This is a genomic window from Litchfieldia stipae (genome assembly GCF_014837155.1).
Classification (GTDB): domain Bacteria; phylum Bacillota; class Bacilli; order Bacillales; family Bacillaceae_L; genus Litchfieldia.
The window spans coordinates 21,773-47,303 of sequence record NZ_JACYHA010000026.1 but is presented as its reverse complement, the minus strand read 5'-3'; the positions used below and the strand labels follow the sequence as shown (position 1 = coordinate 47,303).

General features: G+C 39.1%; 27 protein-coding genes and 1 pseudogene. 15 read left to right on the top strand and 13 right to left on the bottom strand.

The window, feature by feature from the left end:
* Positions 1–259 precede the first annotated feature (259 nt).
* Positions 260–679, bottom strand: a complete 420-nt coding sequence (gene mntR / locus F7888_RS20085) for a transcriptional regulator MntR (RefSeq protein ID WP_191782758.1) — start codon at positions 677–679, stop codon at positions 260–262.
* Between the two features lie 353 nt (positions 680–1,032).
* On the opposite strand from mntR, the gene zupT reads away from it, so the two are divergent.
* Positions 1,033–1,836, top strand: a complete 804-nt coding sequence (zupT, locus tag F7888_RS20080) for a zinc transporter ZupT (protein WP_191782756.1) — start codon at positions 1,033–1,035, stop codon at positions 1,834–1,836.
* Between the two features lie 50 nt (positions 1,837–1,886).
* On the opposite strand, the gene F7888_RS20075 is transcribed toward zupT, so the two are convergent.
* The 8 genes and pseudogenes from F7888_RS20075 to F7888_RS20045 all read right to left on the bottom strand — a co-directional run bounded on the left by F7888_RS20075 (position 1,887) and on the right by F7888_RS20045 (position 7,863).
* Positions 1,887–2,822 carry an acetamidase/formamidase family protein gene (locus tag F7888_RS20075; protein ID WP_191782754.1) on the bottom strand — a complete coding sequence of 312 codons (936 nt, stop codon included), beginning with the start codon at positions 2,820–2,822 and terminating at the stop codon, positions 1,887–1,889.
* A gap of 119 nt (positions 2,823–2,941) precedes the next feature.
* Positions 2,942–3,163, bottom strand: coding sequence for a hypothetical protein (locus F7888_RS20070; protein ID WP_191782752.1), 222 nt, complete (start codon positions 3,161–3,163; stop codon positions 2,942–2,944).
* Positions 3,164–3,322: 159 nt separating this feature from the next.
* A complete protein-coding gene (locus tag F7888_RS22745) occupies positions 3,323–3,754 on the bottom strand; it encodes a peptidoglycan-binding domain-containing protein (protein ID WP_318246331.1) in 432 nt (143 codons plus the stop codon).
* A 138-nt stretch (positions 3,755–3,892) separates the two neighbouring features.
* Positions 3,893–4,396, bottom strand: a pseudogene (locus F7888_RS22740) (peptidoglycan recognition protein family protein); the annotation flags it as partial.
* Between the two features lie 1,170 nt (positions 4,397–5,566).
* Positions 5,567–5,752 carry a YfhD family protein gene (locus F7888_RS20060; RefSeq protein WP_191782749.1) on the bottom strand — a complete coding sequence of 62 codons (186 nt, stop codon included), beginning with the start codon at positions 5,750–5,752 and terminating at the stop codon, positions 5,567–5,569.
* Positions 5,753–5,848: 96 nt separating this feature from the next.
* Positions 5,849–5,971 carry a YfhE family protein gene (locus F7888_RS20055; protein WP_191782747.1) on the bottom strand — a complete coding sequence of 41 codons (123 nt, stop codon included), beginning with the start codon at positions 5,969–5,971 and terminating at the stop codon, positions 5,849–5,851.
* A 98-nt stretch (positions 5,972–6,069) separates the two neighbouring features.
* Positions 6,070–6,633 carry a GNAT family N-acetyltransferase gene (locus F7888_RS20050; RefSeq protein WP_191782745.1) on the bottom strand — a complete coding sequence of 188 codons (564 nt, stop codon included), beginning with the start codon at positions 6,631–6,633 and terminating at the stop codon, positions 6,070–6,072.
* Positions 6,634–6,960: 327 nt separating this feature from the next.
* The gene (locus F7888_RS20045) at positions 6,961–7,863 is read right to left on the bottom strand and encodes a TIGR01777 family oxidoreductase (RefSeq protein WP_191782743.1); all 903 of its coding nucleotides are present in this window, start codon (positions 7,861–7,863) and stop codon (positions 6,961–6,963) included.
* A gap of 160 nt (positions 7,864–8,023) precedes the next feature.
* Here F7888_RS20045 and recX point away from each other — a divergent pair, with 160 nt between their 5' ends.
* Together recX and F7888_RS20035 are read left to right on the top strand one after the other, a co-directional pair.
* Positions 8,024–8,842: a recombination regulator RecX gene (gene recX, locus F7888_RS20040; RefSeq protein ID WP_191782741.1), complete on the top strand. Its 819-nt coding sequence runs from the start codon at positions 8,024–8,026 to the stop codon at positions 8,840–8,842.
* Positions 8,843–9,080: 238 nt separating this feature from the next.
* Positions 9,081–9,401, top strand: coding sequence for a YfhH family protein (locus F7888_RS20035; RefSeq protein ID WP_191782739.1), 321 nt, complete (start codon positions 9,081–9,083; stop codon positions 9,399–9,401).
* A gap of 38 nt (positions 9,402–9,439) precedes the next feature.
* Here the strand turns inward: F7888_RS20035 and F7888_RS20030 are convergent, their stop codons facing one another.
* Positions 9,440–9,598 carry a small, acid-soluble spore protein K gene (locus tag F7888_RS20030; RefSeq protein WP_090858046.1) on the bottom strand — a complete coding sequence of 53 codons (159 nt, stop codon included), beginning with the start codon at positions 9,596–9,598 and terminating at the stop codon, positions 9,440–9,442.
* A 147-nt stretch (positions 9,599–9,745) separates the two neighbouring features.
* On the opposite strand from F7888_RS20030, the gene F7888_RS20025 reads away from it, so the two are divergent.
* Positions 9,746–9,988: a YfhJ family protein gene (locus F7888_RS20025; protein ID WP_191782737.1), complete on the top strand. Its 243-nt coding sequence runs from the start codon at positions 9,746–9,748 to the stop codon at positions 9,986–9,988.
* 45 nt (positions 9,989–10,033) lie between these two features.
* On the opposite strand, the gene F7888_RS20020 is transcribed toward F7888_RS20025, so the two are convergent.
* Positions 10,034–11,014 (bottom strand): metal-dependent hydrolase, encoded by a 981-nt coding sequence (locus F7888_RS20020; protein WP_191782735.1) that lies wholly within the window; start codon positions 11,012–11,014, stop codon positions 10,034–10,036.
* Between the two features lie 232 nt (positions 11,015–11,246).
* Between F7888_RS20020 and mutY the strand changes: the two genes are divergently transcribed.
* Positions 11,247–12,344: an A/G-specific adenine glycosylase gene (gene mutY / locus F7888_RS20015; RefSeq protein WP_191782733.1), complete on the top strand. Its 1,098-nt coding sequence runs from the start codon at positions 11,247–11,249 to the stop codon at positions 12,342–12,344.
* A 77-nt stretch (positions 12,345–12,421) separates the two neighbouring features.
* On the opposite strand, the gene F7888_RS20010 is transcribed toward mutY, so the two are convergent.
* On the bottom strand, positions 12,422–12,655 hold the full coding sequence (locus tag F7888_RS20010; RefSeq protein WP_191782731.1) for a cytosolic protein: 234 nt from the start codon (positions 12,653–12,655) through the stop codon (positions 12,422–12,424).
* A 107-nt stretch (positions 12,656–12,762) separates the two neighbouring features.
* Between F7888_RS20010 and fabL the strand changes: the two genes are divergently transcribed.
* The 10 genes from fabL to F7888_RS19960 all read left to right on the top strand — a co-directional run bounded on the left by fabL (position 12,763) and on the right by F7888_RS19960 (position 23,939).
* The gene (gene fabL, locus F7888_RS20005) at positions 12,763–13,515 is read left to right on the top strand and encodes an enoyl-[acyl-carrier-protein] reductase FabL (protein ID WP_191782766.1); all 753 of its coding nucleotides are present in this window, start codon (positions 12,763–12,765) and stop codon (positions 13,513–13,515) included.
* 256 nt (positions 13,516–13,771) lie between these two features.
* Positions 13,772–13,945, top strand: a complete 174-nt coding sequence (locus tag F7888_RS20000; RefSeq protein WP_191782729.1) for a gamma-type small acid-soluble spore protein — start codon at positions 13,772–13,774, stop codon at positions 13,943–13,945.
* Positions 13,946–14,115: 170 nt separating this feature from the next.
* A complete protein-coding gene (locus tag F7888_RS19995) occupies positions 14,116–14,370 on the top strand; it encodes a YgaB family protein (RefSeq protein ID WP_191782727.1) in 255 nt (84 codons plus the stop codon).
* 217 nt (positions 14,371–14,587) lie between these two features.
* Positions 14,588–15,118 carry a nucleoside tri-diphosphate phosphatase gene (ntdP, locus tag F7888_RS19990; protein ID WP_191782725.1) on the top strand — a complete coding sequence of 177 codons (531 nt, stop codon included), beginning with the start codon at positions 14,588–14,590 and terminating at the stop codon, positions 15,116–15,118.
* 88 nt (positions 15,119–15,206) lie between these two features.
* Positions 15,207–16,952 (top strand): ABC transporter ATP-binding protein, encoded by a 1,746-nt coding sequence (locus tag F7888_RS19985; protein WP_412096022.1) that lies wholly within the window; start codon positions 15,207–15,209, stop codon positions 16,950–16,952.
* A gap of 191 nt (positions 16,953–17,143) precedes the next feature.
* Positions 17,144–18,343 (top strand): M20 metallopeptidase family protein, encoded by a 1,200-nt coding sequence (locus F7888_RS19980; RefSeq protein WP_191782721.1) that lies wholly within the window; start codon positions 17,144–17,146, stop codon positions 18,341–18,343.
* A gap of 2 nt (positions 18,344–18,345) precedes the next feature.
* On the top strand, positions 18,346–19,656 hold the full coding sequence (locus F7888_RS19975) for an amidohydrolase (protein WP_191782719.1): 1,311 nt from the start codon (positions 18,346–18,348) through the stop codon (positions 19,654–19,656).
* A 3-nt stretch (positions 19,657–19,659) separates the two neighbouring features.
* The gene (locus F7888_RS19970; protein WP_318246330.1) at positions 19,660–20,931 is read left to right on the top strand and encodes a M20 family metallo-hydrolase; all 1,272 of its coding nucleotides are present in this window, start codon (positions 19,660–19,662) and stop codon (positions 20,929–20,931) included.
* A complete protein-coding gene (locus F7888_RS19965) occupies positions 20,900–22,213 on the top strand; it encodes a helix-turn-helix domain-containing protein (protein WP_191782717.1) in 1,314 nt (437 codons plus the stop codon). The genes F7888_RS19970 and F7888_RS19965 overlap by 32 nt, the downstream gene beginning before the upstream one ends.
* 181 nt (positions 22,214–22,394) lie before the next feature.
* Positions 22,395–23,939 carry an AbgT family transporter gene (locus F7888_RS19960; protein WP_412096021.1) on the top strand — a complete coding sequence of 515 codons (1,545 nt, stop codon included), beginning with the start codon at positions 22,395–22,397 and terminating at the stop codon, positions 23,937–23,939.
* 442 nt (positions 23,940–24,381) lie between these two features.
* Here F7888_RS19960 and F7888_RS19955 read toward each other — a convergent pair whose 3' ends face one another.
* Complete coding sequence (locus F7888_RS19955) at positions 24,382–25,473, bottom strand: aromatic acid exporter family protein (RefSeq protein WP_191782713.1); 1,092 nt, start codon at positions 25,471–25,473, stop codon at positions 24,382–24,384.
* Between the last annotated feature and the right edge of the window lie 58 nt (positions 25,474–25,531).

Genomic DNA, 25,531 nt, shown 5'->3' with positions numbered 1-25,531 from the left:
AAGGACAAGACATTTTATTTAATAAGTCAGGGACGTTCTTTAGCAAAAATTGATTTGCCCCCTTCAACAAATAGGAGCATTAATGCAACATTCCACTTTAATGTGAAAAAACGCTTGAATTTCCTCAAGCTTTTTTGTGTGCAATTTACATTGTTATGTGTATTGCTATTTCGTATGTTATTTAACCATTGATTTTGGATTTTCTCCACCTTATCGGAACTACTTAGAATTATTCATCAGGTTTTTTTGATTAAATCATTTAATTCTCTTTGCAATTTAATTTACGCAATTCATCAATTCGGGTTTCATCGTCGTTAAAGTATTGGACTAAGTCACCAATTCGATCAATAGCGTCCCAGCTTAGATGATGCTCAATACCTTCAACATCATTGTAAATATTCTCGTTCTTCACACCAATGATTTCAAGAAATTGCTCCAATAAATCATGACGATACACTAATCGATGCCCAAGCTTTTCCCCTTTAGGAGTAAGCTTCAGTCCTCTATATTTCTCATATATTAAGTAGTCATCTTCATCTAACTTTTGCACCATTTTTGTCACAGATGAAGGAAGGACAGATAGGTTGTCAGCGATATCTGAAACCCGAGCATAGCCCTTTTTCTTAATTAAAATGTAAATTTGTTCAATATAATCTTCCATACTGGGTGTTGTTTTCATTATTTGTCCCCTTACATCTAAACCTTTACTTTAAAGTATAGTTGAAAATAAGCATTAGAACAACATAGTAACACAATTGAAAAAAATGATTGACAAAAACTTGATTCCCCCATAAATTAGGTATAAGTTAAAATTTTTCTTTTTTGATAATATTCACAAAATGGATAGCATAGCATATTGGTAAATAAACTATTTTTTTACCCGAATGTTTCCCTGGGGAAACATTCGTGGCAGAGGAAAACATTGTAGTAGTGAATCTACAAATGAGAACATTTTACTCATAATAGTAAGAGATGAAAAAGTAAATAACAATGTAAATATAAATTTGGAACTTTTTAAAAGGAGAGAGAAGCATGGCTGAAAATTTGTTATTTGCATTTGGTCTGACTTTATTAGCAGGTCTTGCTACAGGGATTGGTAGCTTATTAGCATTTTTTACTTCAAGAACAAATACGAAATTCCTTTCGGTCGCATTAGGGTTTTCGGCTGGGGTAATGATTTATGTATCGATGGTTGAGATTTTTGTTAAGGCTCAGGATGCACTAGTATCGTCGCTCGGGGAATTTGGACATTGGATGACTGCGATTGGCTTTTTTGGTGGTATGCTGTTAATTGCGATGATTGATAAATTTATTCCAAAGCAAGGGAATCCGCATGAAATCAAGAAGGTTGAAGAGATGAAGGGGGGAGCCCCAGCTGTTGACCCAGCTTTGTTAAAAATGGGGACATTCACAGCATTAGCGATCGCGATTCATAATTTCCCGGAAGGTATTGCTACCTTTACTGCAGCCCTACAAGATCCAACTCTTGGTATTGCGATTGCCGTTGCTATTGCGATTCATAATATTCCAGAGGGGATTGCAGTATCTGTGCCAATTTACTTTGCGACAGGTGATAAGAAAAAGGCATTTAAGCTGTCATTTTTATCTGGATTGTCAGAGCCTTTAGGAGCGATTGTTGCTTACTTAGTGTTAATGCCATACTTGAATGATGTAATGTTCGGCATTATTTTCGCAGCTGTAGCGGGAATCATGGTCTTTATTTCATTAGATGAATTACTGCCAGCGGCGAAGAAATATGATGAAACACATTTACCGATTTATGGACTAATCGCTGGAATGGCCGTGATGGCGTTAAGTTTGTTGTTATTTATATAGTTTGTGAAATAGAAAAAGCAAGAGCGGGTGCTCTTGCTTTTTTTGTAGTTTTAGCGAATAGCCCCATGCGGTAAGACGGCATGTACACCTTTCACTCCGTTAACAACCTGTGTAATTCTTAAATCTACAGCTACGCTCGCTAGTGCTAAAGCTTCTGCTTTTTCAATCTGGTGTAATTCAGCAATGAGCTCCACCATTTGGTCTAGAGCAACAGCGGTTGCTTCATTTAGGTCCTCATTAAAGCCAAATGTAATCCAGCTAGAAGGTGTCCAAGCTCTTGGCATTGTTAGAGTGAGGTCATCTCTAACTGTAAGTGTTAAGTCAACTAAATCAAGTGGACATTCAATCGCTGTACCAGAAACTTCACCATCTCCTTGCAGGGCATGTCCATCTCCAATTGAGAATAATGCTCCTTCTACAGAAATAGGTAGGAACAAGCTGCTTCCACGACCTAGCTCTTTACAGTCTATATTTCCTCCACAATAACGAGGTGGGGGAGTTGAGTGTACCCCATCTTCTCCAGGAGCAACACCCATGAGCCCGATAAATGGATCTAGACCAACTTGAAATGTGCGTTCACCAATGGAGCAGCTTCCTGTCATGGTTTTCGCATTTAGCTCCCAATCTAGCTGAACTCGTTTTGCATCGGAAAGTCCTAGTTTGTCATTTTGCCAGTTTGACACACCACCAGCCCAGTTACGACCATACCAGCCTGGCACAAGGTCATTAATTCTAACCTCTAGCACCATGCCTGGCTTTGCTTCTTTGACGGCGATTGGTCCAAGGATTGGATGGCCAGGCTTGCCTTCTTTTTCTCTAGATTGATATTTCTTGATTTTTTGATCTGGAGATGGAGAATAGCCCCATTGAATATCAAGGGTTGTTAATTGGACCGTATCGCCGGAAGAAACTGTTAAGATGGGCTGATAATCTTTGCTGAAAGAACCGTGGAAATAACTTTCTTCTAATCCTAGCTTATGTATCATATGTAAGATGCTCCTTTTAATGTTGGTTTTGGATATTAATTAAATAGTAACAATTTTCACGAATTTATCCTAGAGAAAAAGAAAAACGTAAGCGTGAACTTACGTTTTGATTGAAAGAATTAATTATCTAATTGTGTAGTCGTTTCCTCTTGTTTCTCAAGCCATCTTTTTACATCTGTTAAAATACAGAATACAAGAAAGAAATTCATTGCATACACCCCAACCATTAGTTGGATATTGCTTAAATCAATGCCAGAATAGCCTTTTAGCTTCATGACAATCATAGACTCGAGAACAATTAGGACAAACCCCATTATGAATGAAATAGAAAATCGTAGCAAATGAATCTCCTCCTATGTTGATCCGAACATTATTCTGAATATTTTCAGATTACCATAAAACTGAAGAATATTAAAGAGATTTGTAAAAATGCAATAGATAAATTGTGAAGTCAAAAAAAGTTCACACTTCTATTACGAAAGTGTGAACTGTCAGGCTTGTTATTTACTTAATTGTCTTTCCATATAACTTCTTGTGTTAGGTCCATATACTCCATCATTTGTTAAGGCTGCAAATGTGGATTGAAATCTCCTTACTGCGTCTTGCGTTCGTGCACCATAGACACCATCAACAGTACCTGGATTAAAGTTAAGCTGTTTGAGTGCTTGTTGAACCTTACGCACATTTTCACCACGGTCACCTCTTCTAAGCGTACCTGAAGGGAGCTTAATGCTTGTCGTTGTTTTTTTAGCTTTAATGACTTCGTCGAGCTTACTTAAGGTTTGTGTTCCAACTAACCCATCAACGCTTAATCCGTGCTTTCTTTGAAATTCTCTTACACCTTTTTCAGTTTCATCCCCAAAATCACCATCAGCACCGAAACGAGGGAGACGGATGCCAGCTCTGATTAAATCCTGTTGAACCTCTTTCACAAATTGTCCGTTATCTCCTTTTTTCAATGGGAGGCTTACTGACACACCCTTAACTTGCGGGATTGGCTCTACAGTAGAAGCTGGTGCTGCTGAAGAAACTTTACTCGTTCCTTTGAAGTCGTTTGCAAGAGATGAGACAACATCTGAAATGAATTTATTCCAAGTAATTCCCCTTGGAGTTAATGCGTTTTGTGGATCACTTCTTCTGTTAGGGTCGAGTCTACTATGAGCAACAATGTGTTCTCTAGGATTGAGGTCAAAGCGATCACATAAATAAGCATGATACCAAACATATCGCTTATAGGCTTCATTGAAATCTATTGAACCTCCATGACAAAGTTCAACCCCAATTGCAGCATCATTGGAATCTGCGCCAAATAAACGATTATCTACAGGCTGATCATATCTCACATGCCACGCCTTTTCGTTTAATGGAATAATTTCTAAAATATATTTATCATCGATAAACGTATGAGCTGAAGCGGAAGGCTGACTACGGTCAAAATAATTTCGATTATTATATGCTGTTGAACCTGGATTTCCAGTATCATGACTAACGATGAAACGCACTTTAGAAATTCGGTCCCCAGATCGTGCGTTACCTTTTCGAATATAATCTCTTGTTATCGTATATCTCATTATTTTCCTCCTAATAAAGTAGTAAGAATAAAAAGCATATACATACAAAAATGAACATACTCTGTCTATCCTATGTAAGATAGCCCTTGGGCGTGAAACATGTGGTGGAGGGAACTTGGTGGAATGGGTAAATTGGGACGGTTCTTATGCTTTTTGGGGGATGTGAGTTGGGCGGGTGAGTGAGTGGTGTAAGTAGCTGAAGTGGAGGTTGGGTTGGTGTTGGGGGCACTAGTTGTGCGAAGTAAGTACCTGAAGTGGAGGTTGGGTTGTTGATGACGGCACTAGTTGTGCGAAGTAAGTACCTGAAGTGGAGGTTGGGTTGGTGTTGGGGGCACTAGTCGTGCGAAGTAAGTACCTGAAGTGGAGGTTGGGTTGGTGATGAGGGCACTAGTCGTGTGAAGTAAGTACCTGAAGTGGAGGTAGGAGTGGTGTTGGGGGCACTAGTCGTGCGAAGTAAGTACCTGAAGTGGGGACGTTCGGGTTGATGAGGGCACTAGTCGCGCGAAGTAAGTACCTGAAGTGGAGGTAGTATGCATGATGGAGACACTAGTCACGGGAAGTAAGTACCTGAAGTGGAGGTTGGGTTGGTGTTGGGGGCACTAGTCGTGCGAAGTAAGTACCTGAAGTGGAGGTTGGGTTGTTGATGACGGCACTAGTCGTGCGAAGTAAGTACCTGATGGAGGTAGGGTTGTTGATGAGGGCACTAGTTGTGCGAAGTAAGTACCTGAAGTGCGGGTTGGGTTGCTGATGAGGGCACTAGTCGTGCAAAGTAAGCACCCCAAAATGTAGGTCGAAGAGATGAAGAGGACACTAGCGCCCCAAAGAAAGGTCCCGAAAGAGTGACCGTAGGGAGCATGGGTGCCCAGAATCACTAACGGCCTTATCTACTGAAATGTTATGCACACACCAAATTATCGTCATCAATGACATTATCCAACTTATCAACATTATCCACAACTCCATCTGGATAAGTAAGAAAATTCTGAGCAACTGACAAAATAAGAGTTATCCGATGTTATTCACAATATCCACATTATTGTGGATAAAGTTGTGCACAACCTATAGATAGGAATGCGATTGGGGATAAATTGCGGAAAACATCTGAATTATCCACAAAAAAAGATGATTCTAACAGAGAAAGTCTCAGTTAGGATCATCGTCAATTGTGGATATTTATTTTTTACTATTCTTTACACGAGCATCAGCAGCCTTTGATCTTGCTTGTGCTTCTAAATCGTCATGGTCAGCAAGCTCTGCAGAATACTCTACATCAATACCATCAGATTTCATGTTCTTTGGAACCTGTGGTAATTTAGCTTTGTTTTTATCTCTCGTTTTATGTCCTTGTGCTCTTCCCATTGTTGAACTCCTCCTCTAGATAATATCGCGAAGTTAAACCTTCATATCTAGATTGTCACGTTTGAATAGGATTCATAAGTGGAAGTATTTTCGTATTTATCTTGATCTCTTTTCAGTGTATCCACCAGCGCGATCTGCCATTTTAAATTCTCTTGAATAGGTAACCTCTTGTGAGCTGCTTAATGTACTTTTCGATTTATCGCGACGTTTTTCTTTCATTAGGGATTCCTCGCTTTCAAGTATTTATTTCTATTTTGTCCATAATCTTCATTTTCAAACCACAAAAAAGAGGCATACCATTGGGGTACCTCTCTATACTAAGCCTCTTTTAAATGGTTATCTTCTTCCACCACAGTAAGACCTGTGCGGAGTGTGTGTAATGTGTATAAATCCTTTGATACTTCATATAAGTTATAGATGTCTTGACCACCGTTAATTTCTTGAAGTAATGATGAACGTGTCTCATTAGCAAGAGTGACGTACGGTAATTTTTCAGCAGCCATCTGGGAACGCGTGTTGATTTTGCGGATTCTCATAAAAATTGTTTGAATCGATAATTCATAGAACAGCTCATTAAAGAAAGCGTCCTTTGCAGGCTTATTGTATCCTTTTCCGTGATATGGCTTGCCTAACCACGTTCCTAGGAATCCTGCTTGATCTTGAATATCAAATAAATTAATTGTTCCAATTGGAGAGCCCCATTCGTCTAAAATGGTACGTGAAATCAATTCACCACGCTCTTCAGCTTCGATGGTTTGTTTCGTTAAAAATAGAAATTCCTCATAAGAATATGCTTTATGACGCACAAAAGGGAAGACCTCTGGGTGCACCATCAACTCATAAAGAGCCTGACAATCTTGTAGATCACGTTTTTTCAGCATCAAAATCCCCTCCAACTCGAGGACAGACTCGTGACGTCGTCCCACCTCGAAATTTTTTAGTGTTAAAAAAAATTTCGGGGTGGGAATCGAACCCACTAGAACCAGTGATCACTGGTGGCGCACCATTTGCCTTCCCTAAATATATACAACAACATCATCGCTGCTGGATTTATTTAAGTATATTATTTTTTTATAGTTACTCTACGTATATTACTCGAAAGAAAACGAAAAAGATACTACTTTTTTGTAAATTTTTTAAGGAAAATATTGAAACTTTTTTACGATTTTCGACGAATCTACAACATACTGTAGATTCATGTCGAATGTTCATCCTAGAATGCTTTTTAGAGCCTCATCTAACTTCTCATATTTAAACTGAAAACCGCTATCCATCAACCTTTTCGGTAGGACTCTTTGTCCTTCTAAAACTAGGGTGCTCATTTCACCAAGAAGTATTTTTAAGGCAAAAGAAGGAACTGGGATCCAATGAGGCTTGTTTGCATTTCTTCCGATGGATTTTCCAAATGACTCCATCTTCTCGGGAGTAGGGGCAGTGATGTTAAAAGGACCTGAAAGCTGTTCAGTAATGATGAATTGGATGCTTCTTACAACATCGTCGATATGGATCCATGAGAGCCATTGCTCACCTGAACCAACATTCCCACCAACCATGAAGCGATATGGCATAACCATTTTGGGAAGTGCGCCACCATGCTTATCTAACACGATACCAAACCTCACAAATGCAACTCGAATACCGAGATCTTCTGCTTTCTTCGCATGTGCTTCCCAAGCAACGACAGTCTCAGCTAAAAAATCATTCCCGTATGTCGTTGTTTGCTCGTCAAAAGTCTCATTTAGTGACGTGCCGTAAATCCCGATTGCGCTGGCATTAATTAAGAGAGAAGGCTTATTAGGTAAATGACGCAGCAAATCAATCACAGCGTTCGTAGCAACAATTCTCGTCTCCATAATTCTTGCTTTGCGTTCGGTCGTCCACCTGCCACTATTAATCGATTCACCAGCCAGATTAATAAACACATCAAGTCGATCGATTTGGTTTTCCGGGTGGTCATCAGGACCCAACCATTTCACATAAATTAAGTTAGGGTGATCTGACGTTTCACTGTTGCCTCTAGAAAAAATATAAACCGTATGTCCATGCTGTAAAAAATGTGTTGTTAGAGCTGACCCAATGAAACCAGTTCCACCTGCAATTGCGATAAACATCTGACTCCCCCATTCAAAATGTTTTCCTAAAAATCACGACGCATTTCGTATATAATCAATACATACAAGTATATACTTCAGTTTACTTTACTTTCTGTCTGACTAATACAATTAGATGAAATTTCAGGTGGAAAACGTACGAAAAAAAGAAGGTGACGAAATGGCAGTTATCGCAAAAATAACAACACAACAGAAAAATAAAGAGCGGTACAATATCTTTCTTGATAAAAACGGCAAAGCAGAATATGCATTTAGCGTCGATCAAAATGTACTGATTAAATTTAATTTAAAAAAAGGCCTCGAACTTGATGAATTAGACATGAGTGAAATCAAATTTGATGACGAGGTAAAAAAAGGGACAAACACTGCGATTCAATTTCTTTCTTATAGAATGAGATCCGAAAAAGAGGTCGTTGATCATTTAAAGAAGAAAGAGCTAGACACACCAATCATCCAGGAAATTCTTCATAAGCTTGCCGAGTATAACTATATAAATGATGAAGAGTTTGCTACTGCTTATGTAAGAACTCAAATAAGGACAACAGTTAAAGGCCCAGAAGTGATTAAAAGAGAGTTAGAAGATAAAGGAATTGCCAAACACATTATCCAAACGAGTCTAGAGGAATATGAAGAAGAACTACAGGTTACGGCTGCAAGAAGCATCACTGAAAAGCTGGCTACCAAAAACACAAAAGTATCGCCACTTGAGCAAAAACAAAAAATCGAACAAGCCCTCATTCGTAAAGGGTTCACTTGGAATATTATTGAGCAGGTCATAAAAGGCATTGAAGACTCAGTTGATGAGGACACTGAGTGGGAAGCGCTGAAATATCAAGGGGAAAAGGCGTTTAAGAAATATCAAAAATTTGAAGGCTACGTTTTTGAACAGAAAATGAAGCAAGCTCTTTATCGTAAGGGATTTACCCTGGATCAAATTGAACGCTACATGGACCATCTTAAAGAAGAAATGTTTGACTGAATGCAATCACATAAATAATCGTTATGAATTGTTGAACCGCAGCCTGAATATACTCCGCGTCCTGTGGGGTGTCTGGTGAGCCTCCTCATTGCGGGGTCTCACTTTTGACACGCATCTCACGGGAGTCTTCGTGTATTCAGTCTGCTAAAAAACACACTTTGAAAATATAGCCTTTTCTTTTTCAACTGGTGTTTATTATAATAATGTAATTAGATCTAACAGAGAGGATCGTATGCAAATGCAGGAGAAACGTTATAGTCAGATGAAGGAATATGAATTAAAGCAAGAGATTGCTGTATTAACTGAGAAAGCTAGGAAAGCGGAGCAGCTTGGGATTGTGAATGAATTTGCAGTGCTTGAACGCAAAATTGCGATGGCAAAGGCCTATTTACTAGACCCTACAACGTTTCATCCAGGTGAGGTATATGAAATTGTAGAAGACCCTGAGTCTCTATTTAAAATTGATTATATGAATGGGATTTTTGCATGGGGAAGTAGAGTGGATTCGCCTGATCATGAAGAGGCACTACCCATTTCCTTGCTTATAAAGAAAAGCTGACGAAATCTCGTCAGCTTCAAAGTGAAGAGAAGTGAGTGTTAAAAATCGTGACGCTCACCAGAGGCTCTCATACGTTCCTGAGGATGAGTATTAATGGTACCATTTGCTCTTTTTGAGGCATATTCTGCTTTTGCTCTTGGTTCTCCTTCAAACTTTTGACTGTTTTGATTTGGGAAACCACGATCTTTATTTCTCATACGAATAAAAACCTCCTAAAAAAGCATAAATAGTCGTGTAAGGAAAGGGTCAATGCCACTTTCAAACACGTATTTATAGTATGAGGTTATTTCTATTTGTTATGTAGAATGTACGTCCGTGAAATTCTGGTAAAGAAGGTGATAATTATGGAACAAGAGGGATTAATCGAGCTACTATTAGAAAAAAACAAACAGCTTTCATATGAGCAAGCACAAGTATGGGTCGAGCTGCTGTGGGATGATTTTGAAACAACTTATGCAAAGGCCGGATACGAGTATCAAGGAAGACAATTAACTGAAAAAATCGTAAGACAAATGATTGAGAATTACGGAGAGAACCTACATGAATTTGTTGCAAAAAACCCTAAATATAAGCACTTATTAAAATAGGTTGACTCATATGACAGTAAGAGACACTGTTATATGAGTCAACCTTTAACTTGGTAAGAGCTCTAGCTTTCGTCGGAGTTTTTCTTCACTGAAGATCCATCCAGTATATGAGCTAATGATGTTCAGATCCTGGTCAAGCTGAACAATTGCCACAAAAGGATAATATCCCTTACTACGATAACGAAGATCAATGAAACGAACCTCATAGTGGTCAGTATATTCGTCCACTTCCCAACGGTAGACAGGGGAGAAAGACAAGAATGCCGAAATGTTTTCGTCTTTTCGAGCTTTGTTTATAACCGGTGTATCTGGAATAGGACATTTCTCAAAGACATCGTGAATGGTGATCTCATGATCCTTTGATTTTGCCACATAAAAGTGTGTGTTAGTTGTAACAGCGACATGCCAATTGTGAAACCTAAATGTTGGAGAAATAATGATTTCAGTTGCTTCCGGTATTTTTTCCAAAATGTGATTATGCACTTTTCGTCGAGCGGCAAAACGGAGTAAATAATAAACGATTAACACTCCATAAATCAATAAAAACGTGTAGCCAGGATGTGCTCCGTATCCCCAAATAATTAATCCAACGATATGCATGAAGAAAATAAACGGGTCGAAGGTATTGATTACACCTAATGCAATCCATTTTTTTGAAAAGGGCCTTAATGCTTGTGTTCCATAGGCGTTGAAGATATCGACAAATACGTGTAGGATGACTGCAATAAATGTCCACATCCATAAATGAAGTAAACTCACTTCAGGTAAAAAGAAGTAGATTCCTCCTGTTATAAGGATTGGCCAAAGTAAAACAGCTGGAATGGAATGTGTGATTCCACGGTGATTTCGTATATATTTCGCATTATTTCTTAATTTTAGTGCGGTATCAAGGTCAGGAGCTTGTGATCCAATTAATGTTCCGATGACAATGCTCTTTGCTGTTATAGGGTCCATCGCCACAACAGGATCTAAGGTAGCGATGCCACCTAAAGCAAGTCCCATAACAACATGTGTACCAGTATCCAATAAATAAACCTCCTTAAAAAAGAAACAAATCTATATAACCGGATTATATTGAGAATTTCGGAAAAATATTTTTAAGATAATGTAAAACGACAGATATTTATTTGATATGAAAAATTAGTTGAGAGTGACTAGGTTTTTTAACTGATTTTTATAAAAATAGGGTGTAAAAAAAGTGCTCATCAATATATATATATCCACTTTAATCATAGTTTAACAACTTGGGGGAGCAAATATGTCTAACAACAACGGTAATAATAACCTACTACATTTTGATAAAACTGAATTTCAACATGATTTAATAAGCTGGTTCGAAGAAGAGATGAGGAGTCTCCCTTGGCGTGAGGACAGGGATCCTTATAAAATTTGGGTTTCTGAAATCATGCTACAACAAACAAGAGTAGATACGGTTATTCCATATTTTACCCGGTTTATAGAGAAATTTCCAACAATTGAGGCACTTGCTTCAGCCAAGGAAGAGGAAGTGCTCAAAGCATGGGAGGGTTTGGGCTATTATTCAAGAGTCAGAAATCTTCAGTCAGCTGTTAAGGAGGTTCACGAGCAGTATAAAGGAGTGGTTCCTAACACGCCTAAGGAGATTTCATCATTAAAAGGTGTGGGTCCGTATACAACTGGTGCGATCTTAAGTATTGCCTATGGAATCCCTGAGCCTGCTGTTGATGGGAATGTCATGAGAGTATTCTCGAGAATTTGTTCGATTTGGGAAGATATCGCAAAGAGTAAGACAAGGGTGCTATTTGAAGAGATTGTTCGAGAGGCCATTTCTATTGAGAATCCGTCCTATTTTAATCAAGCTCTGATGGAGTTAGGTGCATTAATTTGTACGCCTACAAGTCCTTCTTGTCTACTTTGTCCGGTTCGGGAGCATTGTAAGGCTTTTGAAGAGGGAGTTCAAGCAGAGCTTCCTGTGAAGAGTAAGAAAAAAGCGCCAAAACCATTATCAATGGTTGCAGCCGTCCTAGTTGATGAAAATGAAAAGTTATTGGTTCATAAAAGACCAAATAAGGGGTTGCTCGCAAATCTTTGGGAATTCCCAAATGTAGAATCTCAGCCTGATTATCAGTCACCGAAAGAAACCTTGAAGCAATTTCTAGAAAAAGAATACGAGGTGGATGTAGATCTAGGTGGAGCTTTCACAACCATTCAACATGTCTTCTCGCATATAGTGTGGAATATTACAGTTTATAAAGGAACCATCAAGACTGAAGTTTCCGAGCGTGAAGATTTGAAAACCTTATCGTTGACGGACTTAAACGAACTAGCCTTTCCAGTCTCACATCAAAACATATTAAAAGCTTTCTTGAAAGACTAATTGGGTGGAGTGGGGACGGTTCTTGTGCTTCTTCATATAATAATATGAAGAAGAAGCATGAGAACCGTCCCTAATAGTTAAAAAAAGATATCATCTGTATCTATACCTTGTGAGTAATTCACTTCTTCCATTTGTTTTAGTCCTCCACGTGCTTCAATTTCTTCAACAATGCTACGGTGAATCGTTTGACCCTCCACATTTAAATAAGGTACCATTTGCTGCAATGAACGATGATGAAATTCAAGCTCAGCATCTGTCCATTCATGCTTGGAAATCATGGACAGCTCCGTCATATCACGACCAGTATACATCCTTTTTTCCTCCTTAGTTATCTCTCTTACTTAGTTTCTGATACAATAAGCTTATCCATTACAAGAAAAATTTATCACGATTGATAAGGAAATAGAAGGAGTTGTTCATAATGGCAAACAAAGTAGCATTAGTAACAGGAAGTAGTCGAGGAATAGGAAAAGCAATTGCGCTCAGACTTGCAGAAAACGGGTATGATATTGTCGTCAATTATGCGAGAAGTAAGACAGCGGCATTAGAAACAGCAGCCGAGATTGAAGCACTTGGCAGAAAAGCGATCGTTGTCAAAGCCAATGTAGGCAAAATTGAAAAAATCAAAGAGTTATTCCAGGAAGTAGACGCAGCATTCGGTCGACTAGATGTATTTATTAACAATGCAGCATCAGGTGTATTACGACCAGCGATGGAGCTTGAAGAAACACATTGGGACTGGACAATGGATATTAATAGTAAAGCGCTCCTTTTCTGTGCACAAGAAGCAGCAAAACGCATGGAGAAAAATGGGGGAGGAAACATCATCAGCTTAAGCTCTCTTGGATCGATTCGCTATTTAGAAAATTATACAACTGTAGGTGTATCAAAGGCGGCAGTCGAAGCATTAACAAGATATTTGGCAGTTGAGCTTGCTTCAAAGAATATTAATGTCAATGCGGTTTCAGGTGGAGCGGTTGATACTGATGCATTGAAGCATTTTCCAAACAGAGAAGAACTTCTTGAGGATGCAAAGAAATTAACACCTGCTGGAAGAATGGTTGAGCCAGAGGATTTAGTGAATGCAGTTCTGTTCCTGATTTCTGATCAAGCTTCAATGATTAGAGGACAAACGCTAATCGTTGATGGAGGAAGATCACTATTAGTTTAGGCTGTTTTCTCAAAGTTTGTTGTTGTTTTGAGATGAATTATTGAGAATGAGATTTCTACTAGCCTGAATACACGGGAGTCTCCGTGTATTCAGGCTGCGGGTATTAAAAGCAACAATCTATACGAAAACAGCCTTAGTTTAAGATCCTGTTTTCACCTATGCCAGTACTTAATAAAATATTCACAAAAAAACTAAAAACTTTTTAGGATAATCAACTCACCTCTTGGACAAATTAATTTTCGTGGAGGTGATTACAATGGCAAAGAGAACACAATCTGGTACTAACGTACAACAAGTGAGACAACAAAACGCTAACTCTGCACAAGGTGGCGCTGGTCAATTCGGTACTGAATTCGCTAGCGAAACAAATGCACAAGAAGTTAGACGTCAAAACCAACAATCTCAACAAAACAAAGGTCAAAACTCATAATTGAACAAAGCACTCCCTTCATACGTAGGGAGTGTTTTTTAGTGCGTTTTTTCTCCTCTCGACAAAACTTCTTATATGTCAACAGATTAAGTCAAAGGAATTAGCGGGTCCTTCACGAAATACTCTTCAATGGCTTATTTAATGTATTTATTACTGGAAGGAGAACGTCTATGAATCACTTTGAAGAGCTTGTTAGTGAGCAATTAAAAACAATGGATAAGCTTCTATTTATTCAATCAGAAATTGAACGATGCCAGGAGTTAGAAGAAGAGCTTCAAGCCTTAGAAAGAGAAACTGAGCTTCAATCGATTCAAGAGGAAATAATGAAGATGAAAATAGAACTGAAGGTCATTCATCAAATGTTTGAAAGACAAACAGAAGAAGTTGTTAAATCCTATCAAAGTAAGGTCCAGCCCATTGCATAACTAAATTACATATACCGTTTGATTTTAATCACTCCAGGTAAGTTCATGTGAGTTTTCTCTCGTTATAAAAAATGTATTTTTTATGAGTCATCAGAAAACTGATGGCTCATTTGTTTTAAATTATGGACTGAACCGTTATAATAGTAGAAAAGAGGTCAATCTTTGTTGACTAAACGCTAGCTGACAAAGCGTCCAGATAGAAAGAAGGGGAGAGAGCATGGGTGTTCCCATGGAAGGAGACAGAATTCAAATACATAGCTATAAGCATAACGGTAAAATCCATCGTATATGGGAAGAAACAACCGTTTTGAAGGGGACACATGGCTTAGTCATCGGGGGAAATGATCGAACAATCGTAACAGAGTCCGATGGGAGAACCTGGATTACGAGGGAGCCTGCCATTTGTTATTTTCATTCTCAATATTGGTTTAATATCATTGCAATGATACGTGAGGACGGAGTGTATTATTATTGCAATATTAGCTCTCCATTTATCTGGGATGATGAAGCATTAAAATACATTGATTATGATTTAGATATTAAGGTATTTCCGGATATGACATTTATTTTATTAGATGAAGATGAATATGAAAGACATCGAGTGGAAATGAACTATCCTGAAGTGATTGATGGAATCTTGAAGGATAATGTGGACAAGCTCATTCAATGGATTCGCCAACGAAAAGGCCCTTTTGCCCCAGATTTCATTGATATCTGGTATGAAAGATATTTAACATATCGTCAATAAGGTCTCTTCACTTAATCACCTGTTGTTCATAACAACAGGTTTCTTTCATTCGTAACTACAGAGACTTATGCACAATGGAGGTTTTATTCTGGACAGTATTAAGAGGTATATGAAATTTGTTAAGCCTTATCGGCTACAAATCATTGGAACGATTATCATCGGGATTTTTAAATTTGGAATTCCATTATTGATCCCTCTTCTATTGAAATACGTGGTCGATGATATTATTGGGAATAACGTGTTAACAGCAGATGATAAAACATCTAAATTAATGATTGTTATGGGGATTATGCTATTTATTTTTATCGTATTACGACCACCAATTGAGTATTATCGCCAATATTTTGCACAGTGGGTCGGTACGAAGATTTTATTCGATATTAGAGATCAGCTGTATACTCATATACAGAAGCTAAGCTTAAAATATTATGCCAATACAAGAGCGGGAGAAATTATATCAAGGGTCATTAATGATGTGGAGCAAACAAAAAACTTTGTCATTACAGGATTAATGAATCTTTGGTTAGATGTCATCACGATTTTTATTGTACTAGGATTTATGTTTGCAATGGATATTCCTTTGACGATTGTATCGATCTTGCTATTCCCATTCTACGGAATTTCAGTGAAGTATTTTTATTCCCGATTACGGAAGCTGACGAGAGATCGCTCACAGGCATTGGCAGAGGTACAAGGGTTTTTACACGAGAGAGTACAAGGGATTCCTGTTATCAGAAGCTTTGCGATTGAAGATGAAGAGCAAAAGAAATTCAATCAGACGAATCATAAATTTCTAACAAAGGCATTGGATCATACCAATTGGAATGCGAAGACCTTTGCAGTTGTGAATACGATTACGGATGTAGCGCCATTACTAGTTATAGGTTATGCCGGTTTGAAAGTGGTTCAAGAAGACTTAACAGTAGGGACTATGGTTGCTTTCATTGCCTTCATCGATCGTTTGTATAATCCATTAAGACGCTTAATCAATTCGTCAACAACGATGACACAGGCTCTAGCTTCGATGGACCGTGTCTTTGAATTCATTGATGAGAAATATGATATCAAGGATAAGAAGGATGCGATTGAATGTCCGTCAATTGAAGGGAATGTCACCTTTGACCATGTGTCATTTAAGTATAATGAGGATGAACAAGAGGTCCTCCGTGACATCCATCTGCATGTCGATAAAGGAGAAACGATTGCCTTAGTTGGGATGAGTGGTGGAGGAAAGTCGAGCTTAGTGAGCTTGATTCCGCGCTTTTATGATGTAACAGGCGGTAGAATTCTAATTGATGGGACGGATATAAGGCAGTTCAAGGCAAGAAGTCTTCGAGACAAAATCGGAATGGTGCTTCAGGATCCGTTTCTTTTCAGTGAATCCATAAAAGAGAATATCTTGATAGGAAAGCCTGATGCGACTGATGAGGAGATTACTGCAGCTGCGATGGCTGCCAATGCTCATGATTTTATCATGCAGCTACCGAAGGGGTATGATACGGAGGTAGGCGAAAGAGGTGTGAAGCTCTCAGGTGGACAGAAGCAGCGGATTGCGATTGCTCGTGTGTTCTTAAAGAATCCACCACTGCTTGTACTAGATGAAGCGACCTCTGCATTAGATTTAGAGAGTGAGCATATCATTCAGATCGCGTTAGAGAAGCTAGCTGAAAACCGTACGACCTTCATTGTGGCCCATCGACTTTCAACGATTACACATGCTAATCGAATTGTGATGATTGAGCATGGAAAAATCATTGAAGTCGGAAGCCATGAAGAATTAATGAACAAAAAAGGTCATTACTATGATTTGTTCCAAGTACAACAATTAGAATAAACCAAGGAACTAGATGTGTGAGCATCTAGTTTTTTGGATGATTTTTGAGAAAGTTTTGAAAATAACATGAAATTTATGTAAATTTGTATTATACTAATCATTAACGGAACTAAAAGGGAAGTTTTCCTTAAATATAATGATCAATTTTGAATAGCAGCATAGGTTTGGCTTAGTTGAAAGGAAGCGAAATAATGAAGATTAGCATTAAAGGAAAAGTAAGTAATATAGTAGATTACATCAAGCAGTATCGAAGAGAGTTACATGAACAGCCTGAATTGAGTGGAGAAGAAGTGGAAACATCAAAGCGAATTCAAGAACAATTAACGCTTAATGGGATCCCCTATAAAACTGGATTTGCAGACACTGGTGTTCTAGGAATCATTCAAGGTGGAAAACCAGGGAAAACTGTAGCTTTAAGAGCTGATATTGATGCTCTACCGATTACAGAAAAGACCGATTTACCATTTTCCTCAAAAGTAGAAGGTAAGATGCATGCATGTGGCCATGATGCCCATAACGCGATGCTGTTAGGTGCCGGAATTCTTCTTAATCAAGTAAGAGAAGAGATGGAAGGAACGGTGCTTCTTGTATTCCAACCTGCAGAAGAAGATTCTCCAAAAGGTGGAGCACAGCAAATGATGGAGGATGGTGTCTTTGATGACTACAAGCCAGATGTCATGATCGGACAACACGTGTGGCCAGACCTTCCAGTTGGACAATTCGGGATCCTTCCTGGTCCAATGATGGGAAATTCAGATAAATTTCGAATTGTGATTAATGGATCTGGTGGACATGCGAGTATGCCACATCAAACGATTGATGCCATCATTGTCGCAAACCAAGTTATCACAGCATTGCAAACGATTGTTAGTCGAAACGTGGATCCGATTGATTCTGCTGTCATTACGATTGGAAAAATTGAAGGTGGAGTTCGTCATAATGTTGTGGCAGACCAAGTGACACTTGAAGGAACGGTTCGTACTCTCTCAAATGAAGTGAAAGGAAAAGTGAAATCAAGATTCTTCTCGATTGTTGAAGGTGTGACTGAAGCGATGGATGCTGGGGTTGAAATCGAATATATGGATGGTTATCCTGCAACTGTGAATACACCAGAGTGGGTAGAGGTAATCAAGAATTCATTAGCTAATCAGTTTGGTGAATCAAGTGTTCCAGCGGTATCACCTTCTCTTGGTGGAGAAGACTTTGGACGATTCTTATTGAAGTACCCTGGTGCTTATTATTGGTTAGGTTCATCTGTTGGAGAAAATCAAAAACCATTGCACGATCCGCGTTTTATTTTTAACGAAGAGGCGTTGGCCTATGGGATAGAAGGGATGGCTCAGGCTGCGTTAGATATTATCTACACATTAAATGAAAAGGCTGGTGAGTAAGTATGGCAGACAAGTTACATCAATTTCTTGAGATGTTAACTCCTTATCTTACAACGAAAAGACGTGAGCTTCACGAGCAACCAGAATTAGGCTTCACTGAATATGTTACAACGTATAAGCTTGACCAAGAGTTAAGAGAGCTTGGCTTTACGACAACAGTGGGGAAAGAGGCTGTGGTGAGTTCAGAACGAGTTGGTTTGCCACATCCAGAAGAGCTTCGTGAAAATGAAGAACGTGCACGTAAGCAAGGTGTGCCAGAAGCATTTCTTGAAAAAATGCTTGGTGGACACACAGGTCTTGTTGCTCAATTTGATACAGGAAGACCTGGTAAGAACATCGCACTTCGGTTTGATATAGATGCTTTACCGATTATTGAAGCAAGTGATGAAGAACATACTCCAGCAGCAACAGGATTTAGATCGACTCGGGACGGTGTCATGCATGCATGTGGTCATGATGGTCATGCGACAATTGGGCTTGGAGTCGCGAAATTTATCCACCACTTTCAGGAAGAGCTCTCAGGCAGCTTCACCCTTCTGTTTCAAGCAGCAGAGGAAGGTGGAAGAGGTGCGAAGCCAATGGTTGCAAAGGGTTGGTTAGATGACATTGATGCGTTCATGAGCGGGCATATTGGTGTTCAAAACCTTCCTGTCGGTGAGATTTCTGCGACAACCTCTAAATTCTTTGCAAGCACGAAATTTAATGTAACTTACAAAGGGAAGAGTGCTCATGCAGGACTTGAACCAAATGCTGGTCGAAATGCGCTTTTAGCAGCTGCTTCTGCAAGTCTTCATCTCAATGGAATTACAAGACATGCTGACGGGGCCACAAGAGTGAACATTGGAAAGCTTAATGCAGGTAGCGGACGTAATATAATCGCAGACCTTGCTAAAATGGAGATTGAAACACGCGGTGAAACGACTGATTTGAACGAATATATGAATACTGAAGCATTACGAATCTTAAAAGCGAGCGCAGCTCTATTTGATGTCGAGCTAGAATATGAAATTGTCGGGAAAGCACCAAGTGCGACATGTGATGAAGAGTGGGTAGAGATTGTCTCTAAGGCTTGTGAAACGAGTGGCTATGTGAACAATGTGATTCCTTGTCTTCCATTAGGGGCTTCTGAGGATGCAACCTATATGGTGAATCATGTTCAAGATAAGGGCGGGTTAGCAACCTTTATGCTCTTCCCATCACCATTACCAGCAGGACATCATCATCCACGCTTTGATTACGACGAAAAAGTATTAGTAACAGCTGTTGATACGTTTGCTAGAACGATTCTAGAATTAAATGAAGGAGGGAACTAACAGGTGAAGCAGTGGCTTGAAACGACCCTATTAGACTTAAACCTTGTTGATACAATGAATCAGCCTGAAGGATTTACGAGATTAGGATATACTGTCCTTGAAAATGAGTCGATTGCTGTATTCAAACGAGTGGCAACTGAGCTTGGACTTTCTCTCCGTACAGATCAAGCGGGGAATGTTATTGCTCGTTGGGAGGGTAGCAATCCTGAGTTACCTGCGGTTGCAACAGGTTCTCATGTCGATACCGTTGCAAGTGGTGGTGGCTATGATGGAGTAGCGGGGGTCCTTTGTGCTCTAGGTGCGATTAAGCTTTTGAAAGAAAAAGGATTTACACCAAAGCATTCAATTGAGGTCATTAATTTCCGCAGTGAGGAATCGTCTAGATTTGGAATCTCAACTTTAGGAAGTAAGGCGATGTCAGGTTTACTAGATTTAGCGATTGGAGATGTCGCTGATCCAGAGGGTGTGACGATTAAGGATGCTGTGGAAGCGTTAGGGTTTGAATGGGAGCACTTCTCTCAGGCTGAACGTGGTTCTGATGAAATCAAATGCTTTGTAGAGCTTCATATTGAGCAAGGAACTGTGATTGAAGATCACCAGAAGCAATTTGGAGTTGTGGATGGAGTTGCTTGTCCGATTCGCTTGAAGTTAACGGTTGAGGGAAAAGCAGGTCATACAGGAACGACACCGATGGCGAAGAGACAGGATGCCCTAGTTGCGATTGCACCACTCATCTCTTTTGTTTCAGAAACGGCCCTGCAAAAAAGTCAGGTCAACACTAAGCCAGTGGTGGCAACTGTAAGTAAGATTGAAGCATTTCCTAATGTATTAACGGTCATTCCAGGAAATGTTGAACTAGGAATTGATATTCGTAGTGTAGATGACAGCTTAAAAAAAGAAGTGGAACAAGAAATTCGCCAAAAGTGTATCGAGCTTGCAGAAGAATTTCATGTTACAATTCAAGTAGATAAACTAGTAGATAATCCTTCTGTATTACTAAGTGATACCGTAGCAGCACAGCTAAAGACGGTTGGAGATGAATTAAACCTAACATATCATGAGCTCGACAGTGGAGCTGGTCATGATGTGATGAATATGGCAAAGAAATGGCCATCAGGCTTGATTTTTATTCCTTGCCTTGATGGGGTGAGTCATCACCCTGCAGAGCATGCATCAATTGAGGATTTAGAAATGGGTGTCCGTATCATTGCTAGTTTTTTAGAATTGGAAGCGAGTGACAAGAATGCAAATTCGAGTAGGAGTAGTAGGTCCTGAAGATTCTGTCTATCAGATTATGAAAGCAGGGCAACAATTTAAAGAGTTAAATCTGATCCCATATGTATATGAGAGGACAGAAGAAACGGTTGATCTCATTTGCCGTAATAAGGAATGGATTGATCAATGGTTCTTTTCTGGTCAGGCACCATACTATTATGCCTTATCAAAGGGAGTTATTACTGAAGAAGAGGCGAGCTATACACCATTACAAGGCTCAAGTCTTCTCGGAACATTACTTGAGGCATTTGTGAAGGAAGGAAGAATTCTCTATCGCTTAAGCTTTGATACGATTCAGGTGGATGAAATAGAGGATGTACAAGAGTCATTTTCACTGAATGACTTAACGATGTATACGAACGCCTATCCTGGATACATGCCAGCTGAGGATATTATTCAATTCCATAAGGATCTGTATGACGCGCAGAAAATTGATGTAGCGATAACCTGTATTAATTCGGTCTATCAAGCCCTCAAAAAGCTTGGTGTTCCAACGTATCGTGTCGTCCAATCAGAAATATCGACTCACCGAGTATTAGGATCTATTAAGGAACGAGGACAAACAAGCTGGTATCGTAAATCCCAGCTCGTGATTGTGGGAATAGAGGTCATCTATCCATCTTCATCAGAGGGTCAGCAATTATCCTTTAAGATTAAGCACCAAGAGCTTGAACTTAACCGAGTGCTCTTAGGCTTTGTTGAAAAAATAAACGGTTCTCTTGCCGAAATTGGAAATGGACTTTATTACATTTATACGACAAGAGGAGAATTGGACTTATTCTTAAAACAAAATTCGATCCAAACCCAATTAGATAAAATCTATGTAAATAGTAAGCTTCACGCTAGAGTCGGCGTGGGTTATGGAAAGACGGTATTAGAAGCGGAGCAAAATGTAAGAGTCGCCTTTGAGCACGCTAGAGTTCACCAAGGTAGTGTAGTGATCACCATTACGGAAGATAAGGAAGTCATTGAGCTAGTAGCGGAGAATGAGCTACTTACGTACCAACGACGTCATTTAGGGGATGAATGGGAAAAGGTGTTCAAGGATGCCAGCATCAGTCCATCACTTGCTTCTAAGATTGAATCATTATCAAGTCATTACGGCCAGAAGGCAATTACTTCGATTGAATTAGCTCGCTGGTTAAAAAGTACGGAGAGGAACGCAAGACGTATCCTTGCCGAAATGGAACGAATTGGACTTGCCTCTGTCAAAGGGGAAGAATCAGGTCAACGAGGACGACCAAGGAAAATCTATGAATTGAAATTTAATCAAGGAAAATAGCCCAGTTTTGGGCTATTTTTTTAGGTTGAACAATAAACTAGATTTAAAGGAGAGAGTATTATAAGAATTTTATAAAAAATTGAAATTTGTTAAGGAAATGTGTCTAAAAATGTTGTATAATACCAATTAACGGTATAAAAAAGGAATAATTCCGTTAATCTAATTCCGAAAAGAAAAGGAGATGAAAAAAATGGTTCAACCGCAGTCAAGTGTGAAAGCCAATAAATCTAAGAAGGGGATGGAACGGTTTTTAAACGGAATTGAGCGAATCGGTAACAAGCTCCCAGACCCATTTTTCTTATTTGTTTATTTAGCGGTATTTGTAATGCTCCTTTCATGGCTAGTTAGTAGCTTTGGAACAACGGTTGTCCATCCGGGGACAGGAGAAGAGCTTCCTATTAAGAGCTTAATTTCCGGAGAAGGCTTGCAGTATATTTTATCATCGATGTTAACGAACTTTACTGGCTTTGCACCACTAGGACTTGTGCTTGCAATGATGCTTGGTATTGGGTTAGCAGATAAGGTAGGATTATTAGAAACGGCGATCAAGAAGTCAATCTTAAATGCTCCGAAGTCACTTGTTACTTATGCAGTTATATTTATTGGTATTCTAGGTAATATTGCTTCTGATGCGGCGTTTGTACTAGTTCCACCTTTAGCAGCAATGGTCTTCCTTACAGTAGGACGCCATCCATTAGCAGGTCTTGCAGCAGGATTTGCCGGAGTTGGAGCTGGTTTCACAGCGAACTTCCTAGTAGCTGGAACAGACGCTTTATTGGCAGGGATTTCAACAGAAGCTGCTAAAACAGTGAATCCAGATATCATTGTTACACCGGTTGATAACTGGTACTTCATGAGTGCGTCAGTTGTTGTTCTATCGATAGTGGGTGCGCTAATTACGGAAAAACTCGTTGAGCCTAGATTAGGAAAATATACAGGCGATGTAAAGAAGGAATTGGAACAAGCGAATCCTTTGGAAACGAAAGGGTTACGTAACAGTGCCATTGCAGGTCTTATCTATATTGCAATTATTCTACTAGGTATATTCTGGCCAGATTCACCTTTACGTAACGAAGAGGGTGGAATTATTCCTTCACCATTCTTATCTGGAATTGTTCCGATTGTGTTATTTTTCTTTATTGTTGTCGGTGTTACATTTGGGGTAACAACAAAGAAAATTACATCTAAGAGTGACATTCCAAAGTTCATGTCTGAATCTATGAAGGATATGTCAGCTTATATCGTGTTAATCTTTGCAGCGGCAAACTTTATTGCTTATTTCAACTGGAGTAATCTTGGTACTTGGTTAGCAGTAAATGGAGCTGATTTCTTAACATCTATGAATCTAACTGGATTACCGGTTATTATTGGTTTCTCAGTGCTTTCAGCGTTCTTAAATATGATCATCTTCAGTGGATCAGCACAATGGGCACTTGAAGCACCAATCTTCATACCAATGTTGATGTTACTTGATTATCATCCAGCATTTATTCAAGCAGCATATAGAATTGCGGATTCATCAACAAACATCATTACACCACTTAATCCGTACATCCTGATTGTTCTTGCCTTTATGAGAGAGTATGACAAGAAAGCGGGTCTTGGAACATTGATTTCATTAATGCTTCCGTACACGATCATTTTCTACACGATTTGGGTGATTATGTTAATCGGATTTGCTTTACTAGGAATTCCATTTGGACCTGGTGTTGGAATGTACTTATAATCTATAGAAATGAAAAACCCTGTGCGTGTGGTTGCACAGGGTTTTTTTAGTTTTGAAGCCGCAACCTGAATACACTACTCCGCGTCCTGTGGGGATACACGCGTCCCACGGGAGTCTCGGTGTATTCATGCTGCTAGGTTATCTATAAATAAAAAACAACATATATTGAGAAAATAATCTATAAAAAAGAAGCTATATTTATGTCTTAAGCTACCAAAAAGGGATCTAGAAGAAGATATCTTACTCTGTTATTGTTACTAATATTTATAACAGCCAAGCGAAAAGCAGGGGGATTATTTAACACGATGAAACGCAATATACAGCTCAAATTACCACTTAATTAAATCTACCATCTTTTTATAAAAATGGTTAAATATAGGAACAAAAGAATAGGATAAATGAATGACTTAAAAAAAGCGTCCTATCAGTGCAAAGCACTAATTTAAGGACGCCCTTTTTTTTGTTGACCGGCTAGGCGGTCGTCGTCTTTGTGGTAGCTGTGATAGCTGTCGATTAAGACGTTTAAGTGATGTAATTGATCATAGTAATCAATCATGGAAGACACGAGGGAGAGTAGTTGATACCAGTCTTTTTGAGATTTTTCATCTAACAGTCTCTGATGGTTGACGAATGTCTCTATGACGGCATTACGATCAAATTCAAAGTCTTTGACTATTTCATGGGTGGGTTGCTGAATCTTTGTTTTTCCTAGTACCTTAAGGTTAAGCTGCTCGTGAAAATGAATCATATCATCAAGCTCTTTAATGAGCGTTTGTTGAAATTCAATCGGCATGCGATGTAGCTCGTTTTCGCAGCGATGTAGTTTTTTTAAGGTTTCAAGTGAGTACTTAGTAGATGTAATCATTTGACGGAATAAAACGAGCTTTCGTGCTTTTGCCTTTTTATATTTTTGGAAATAAATTCGTTCCTCTTTATATAGTAAGTACAACTGATCAAGCTTGTTCAGCTGATCCTTGATGTCCTCAATCTCTCCTTTGAGGGTATGATGCTCCACGACCTGCCTTGTATTGAGGCGGACCCATTTGAAGATGGATTCAGTGATTTCTTCGATTTTGCTGTATAATTTCTTTTCATATTTCGGTGGAAGAAAGACTAAATTAACGATAAATGCTGATAAGACACCGAGCATAATGGTCGAAAATCTGAGAAGAGCAAATTGGATAAAGTCTTCTCCAGGGCTCTCCATAATCGCAATGACCGTTACAATTGCAACGGGAATGGTATTTTCAATCTTCAGCTTAATATTAATACCGATCACAAGGATGGCAGTTAATCCGATAATAAAAGGATCATTCCCAAAGACAAGCACAAAAATAATGGCAAACATTGCACCAATCACATTGGCTTGAACTTGCTCGATTACCGATAAATAAGACCGATAGATGGAAGGTTGGATCGCAAAGACTGCAGCAATTCCAGCGAACACCGGGGCAGATAAATTGAGACTATTTGCGAGAATAAGCGCTAATGTGATGGCAATCCCTGTTTTTAAAATACGGGCACCAATTTTCATATTGATAAAGTTTCCTTTCTAAACGAACATCGTTATATAATTATCCTGTTCAAAAACA

What these genes read in the sequence shown, in the direction of transcription:
- F7888_RS19995 (WP_191782727.1), top strand. Translation starts at nt 14,116, where the DNA reads ATGAATCACTTTGAAGAGCTTGTTAGTGAGCAATTAAAAACAATGGAT.
- F7888_RS20025 (WP_191782737.1), top strand. Translation starts at nt 9,746, where the DNA reads ATGGAACAAGAGGGATTAATCGAGCTACTATTAGAAAAAAACAAACAG.
- F7888_RS20035 (WP_191782739.1), top strand. Translation starts at nt 9,081, where the DNA reads ATGCAGGAGAAACGTTATAGTCAGATGAAGGAATATGAATTAAAGCAA.
- F7888_RS19980 (WP_191782721.1), top strand. Translation starts at nt 17,144, where the DNA reads ATGAAGATTAGCATTAAAGGAAAAGTAAGTAATATAGTAGATTACATC.
- F7888_RS20045 (WP_191782743.1), bottom strand. Translation starts at nt 7,863, where the DNA reads ATGTTTATCGCAATTGCAGGTGGAACTGGTTTCATTGGGTCAGCTCTA.
- F7888_RS20050 (WP_191782745.1), bottom strand. Translation starts at nt 6,633, where the DNA reads ATGCTGAAAAAACGTGATCTACAAGATTGTCAGGCTCTTTATGAGTTG.
- F7888_RS19955 (WP_191782713.1), bottom strand. Translation starts at nt 25,473, where the DNA reads ATGAAAATTGGTGCCCGTATTTTAAAAACAGGGATTGCCATCACATTA.
- F7888_RS20030 (WP_090858046.1), bottom strand. Translation starts at nt 9,598, where the DNA reads ATGAGAAATAAAGATCGTGGTTTCCCAAATCAAAACAGTCAAAAGTTT.
- ntdP (WP_191782725.1), top strand. Translation starts at nt 14,588, where the DNA reads ATGGGTGTTCCCATGGAAGGAGACAGAATTCAAATACATAGCTATAAG.
- F7888_RS19965 (WP_191782717.1), top strand. Translation starts at nt 20,900, where the DNA reads ATGCAAATTCGAGTAGGAGTAGTAGGTCCTGAAGATTCTGTCTATCAG.
- recX (WP_191782741.1), top strand. Translation starts at nt 8,024, where the DNA reads ATGGCAGTTATCGCAAAAATAACAACACAACAGAAAAATAAAGAGCGG.
- mutY (WP_191782733.1), top strand. Translation starts at nt 11,247, where the DNA reads ATGTCTAACAACAACGGTAATAATAACCTACTACATTTTGATAAAACT.
- F7888_RS19960 (WP_412096021.1), top strand. Translation starts at nt 22,395, where the DNA reads ATGAAAAAAATGGTTCAACCGCAGTCAAGTGTGAAAGCCAATAAATCT.
- F7888_RS19975 (WP_191782719.1), top strand. Translation starts at nt 18,346, where the DNA reads ATGGCAGACAAGTTACATCAATTTCTTGAGATGTTAACTCCTTATCTT.
- F7888_RS20060 (WP_191782749.1), bottom strand. Translation starts at nt 5,752, where the DNA reads ATGGGAAGAGCACAAGGACATAAAACGAGAGATAAAAACAAAGCTAAA.
- F7888_RS20075 (WP_191782754.1), bottom strand. Translation starts at nt 2,822, where the DNA reads ATGATACATAAGCTAGGATTAGAAGAAAGTTATTTCCACGGTTCTTTC.
- mntR (WP_191782758.1), bottom strand. Translation starts at nt 679, where the DNA reads ATGAAAACAACACCCAGTATGGAAGATTATATTGAACAAATTTACATT.
- F7888_RS20055 (WP_191782747.1), bottom strand. Translation starts at nt 5,971, where the DNA reads ATGAAAGAAAAACGTCGCGATAAATCGAAAAGTACATTAAGCAGCTCA.
- F7888_RS20000 (WP_191782729.1), top strand. Translation starts at nt 13,772, where the DNA reads ATGGCAAAGAGAACACAATCTGGTACTAACGTACAACAAGTGAGACAA.
- zupT (WP_191782756.1), top strand. Translation starts at nt 1,033, where the DNA reads ATGGCTGAAAATTTGTTATTTGCATTTGGTCTGACTTTATTAGCAGGT.
- F7888_RS20010 (WP_191782731.1), bottom strand. Translation starts at nt 12,655, where the DNA reads ATGTATACTGGTCGTGATATGACGGAGCTGTCCATGATTTCCAAGCAT.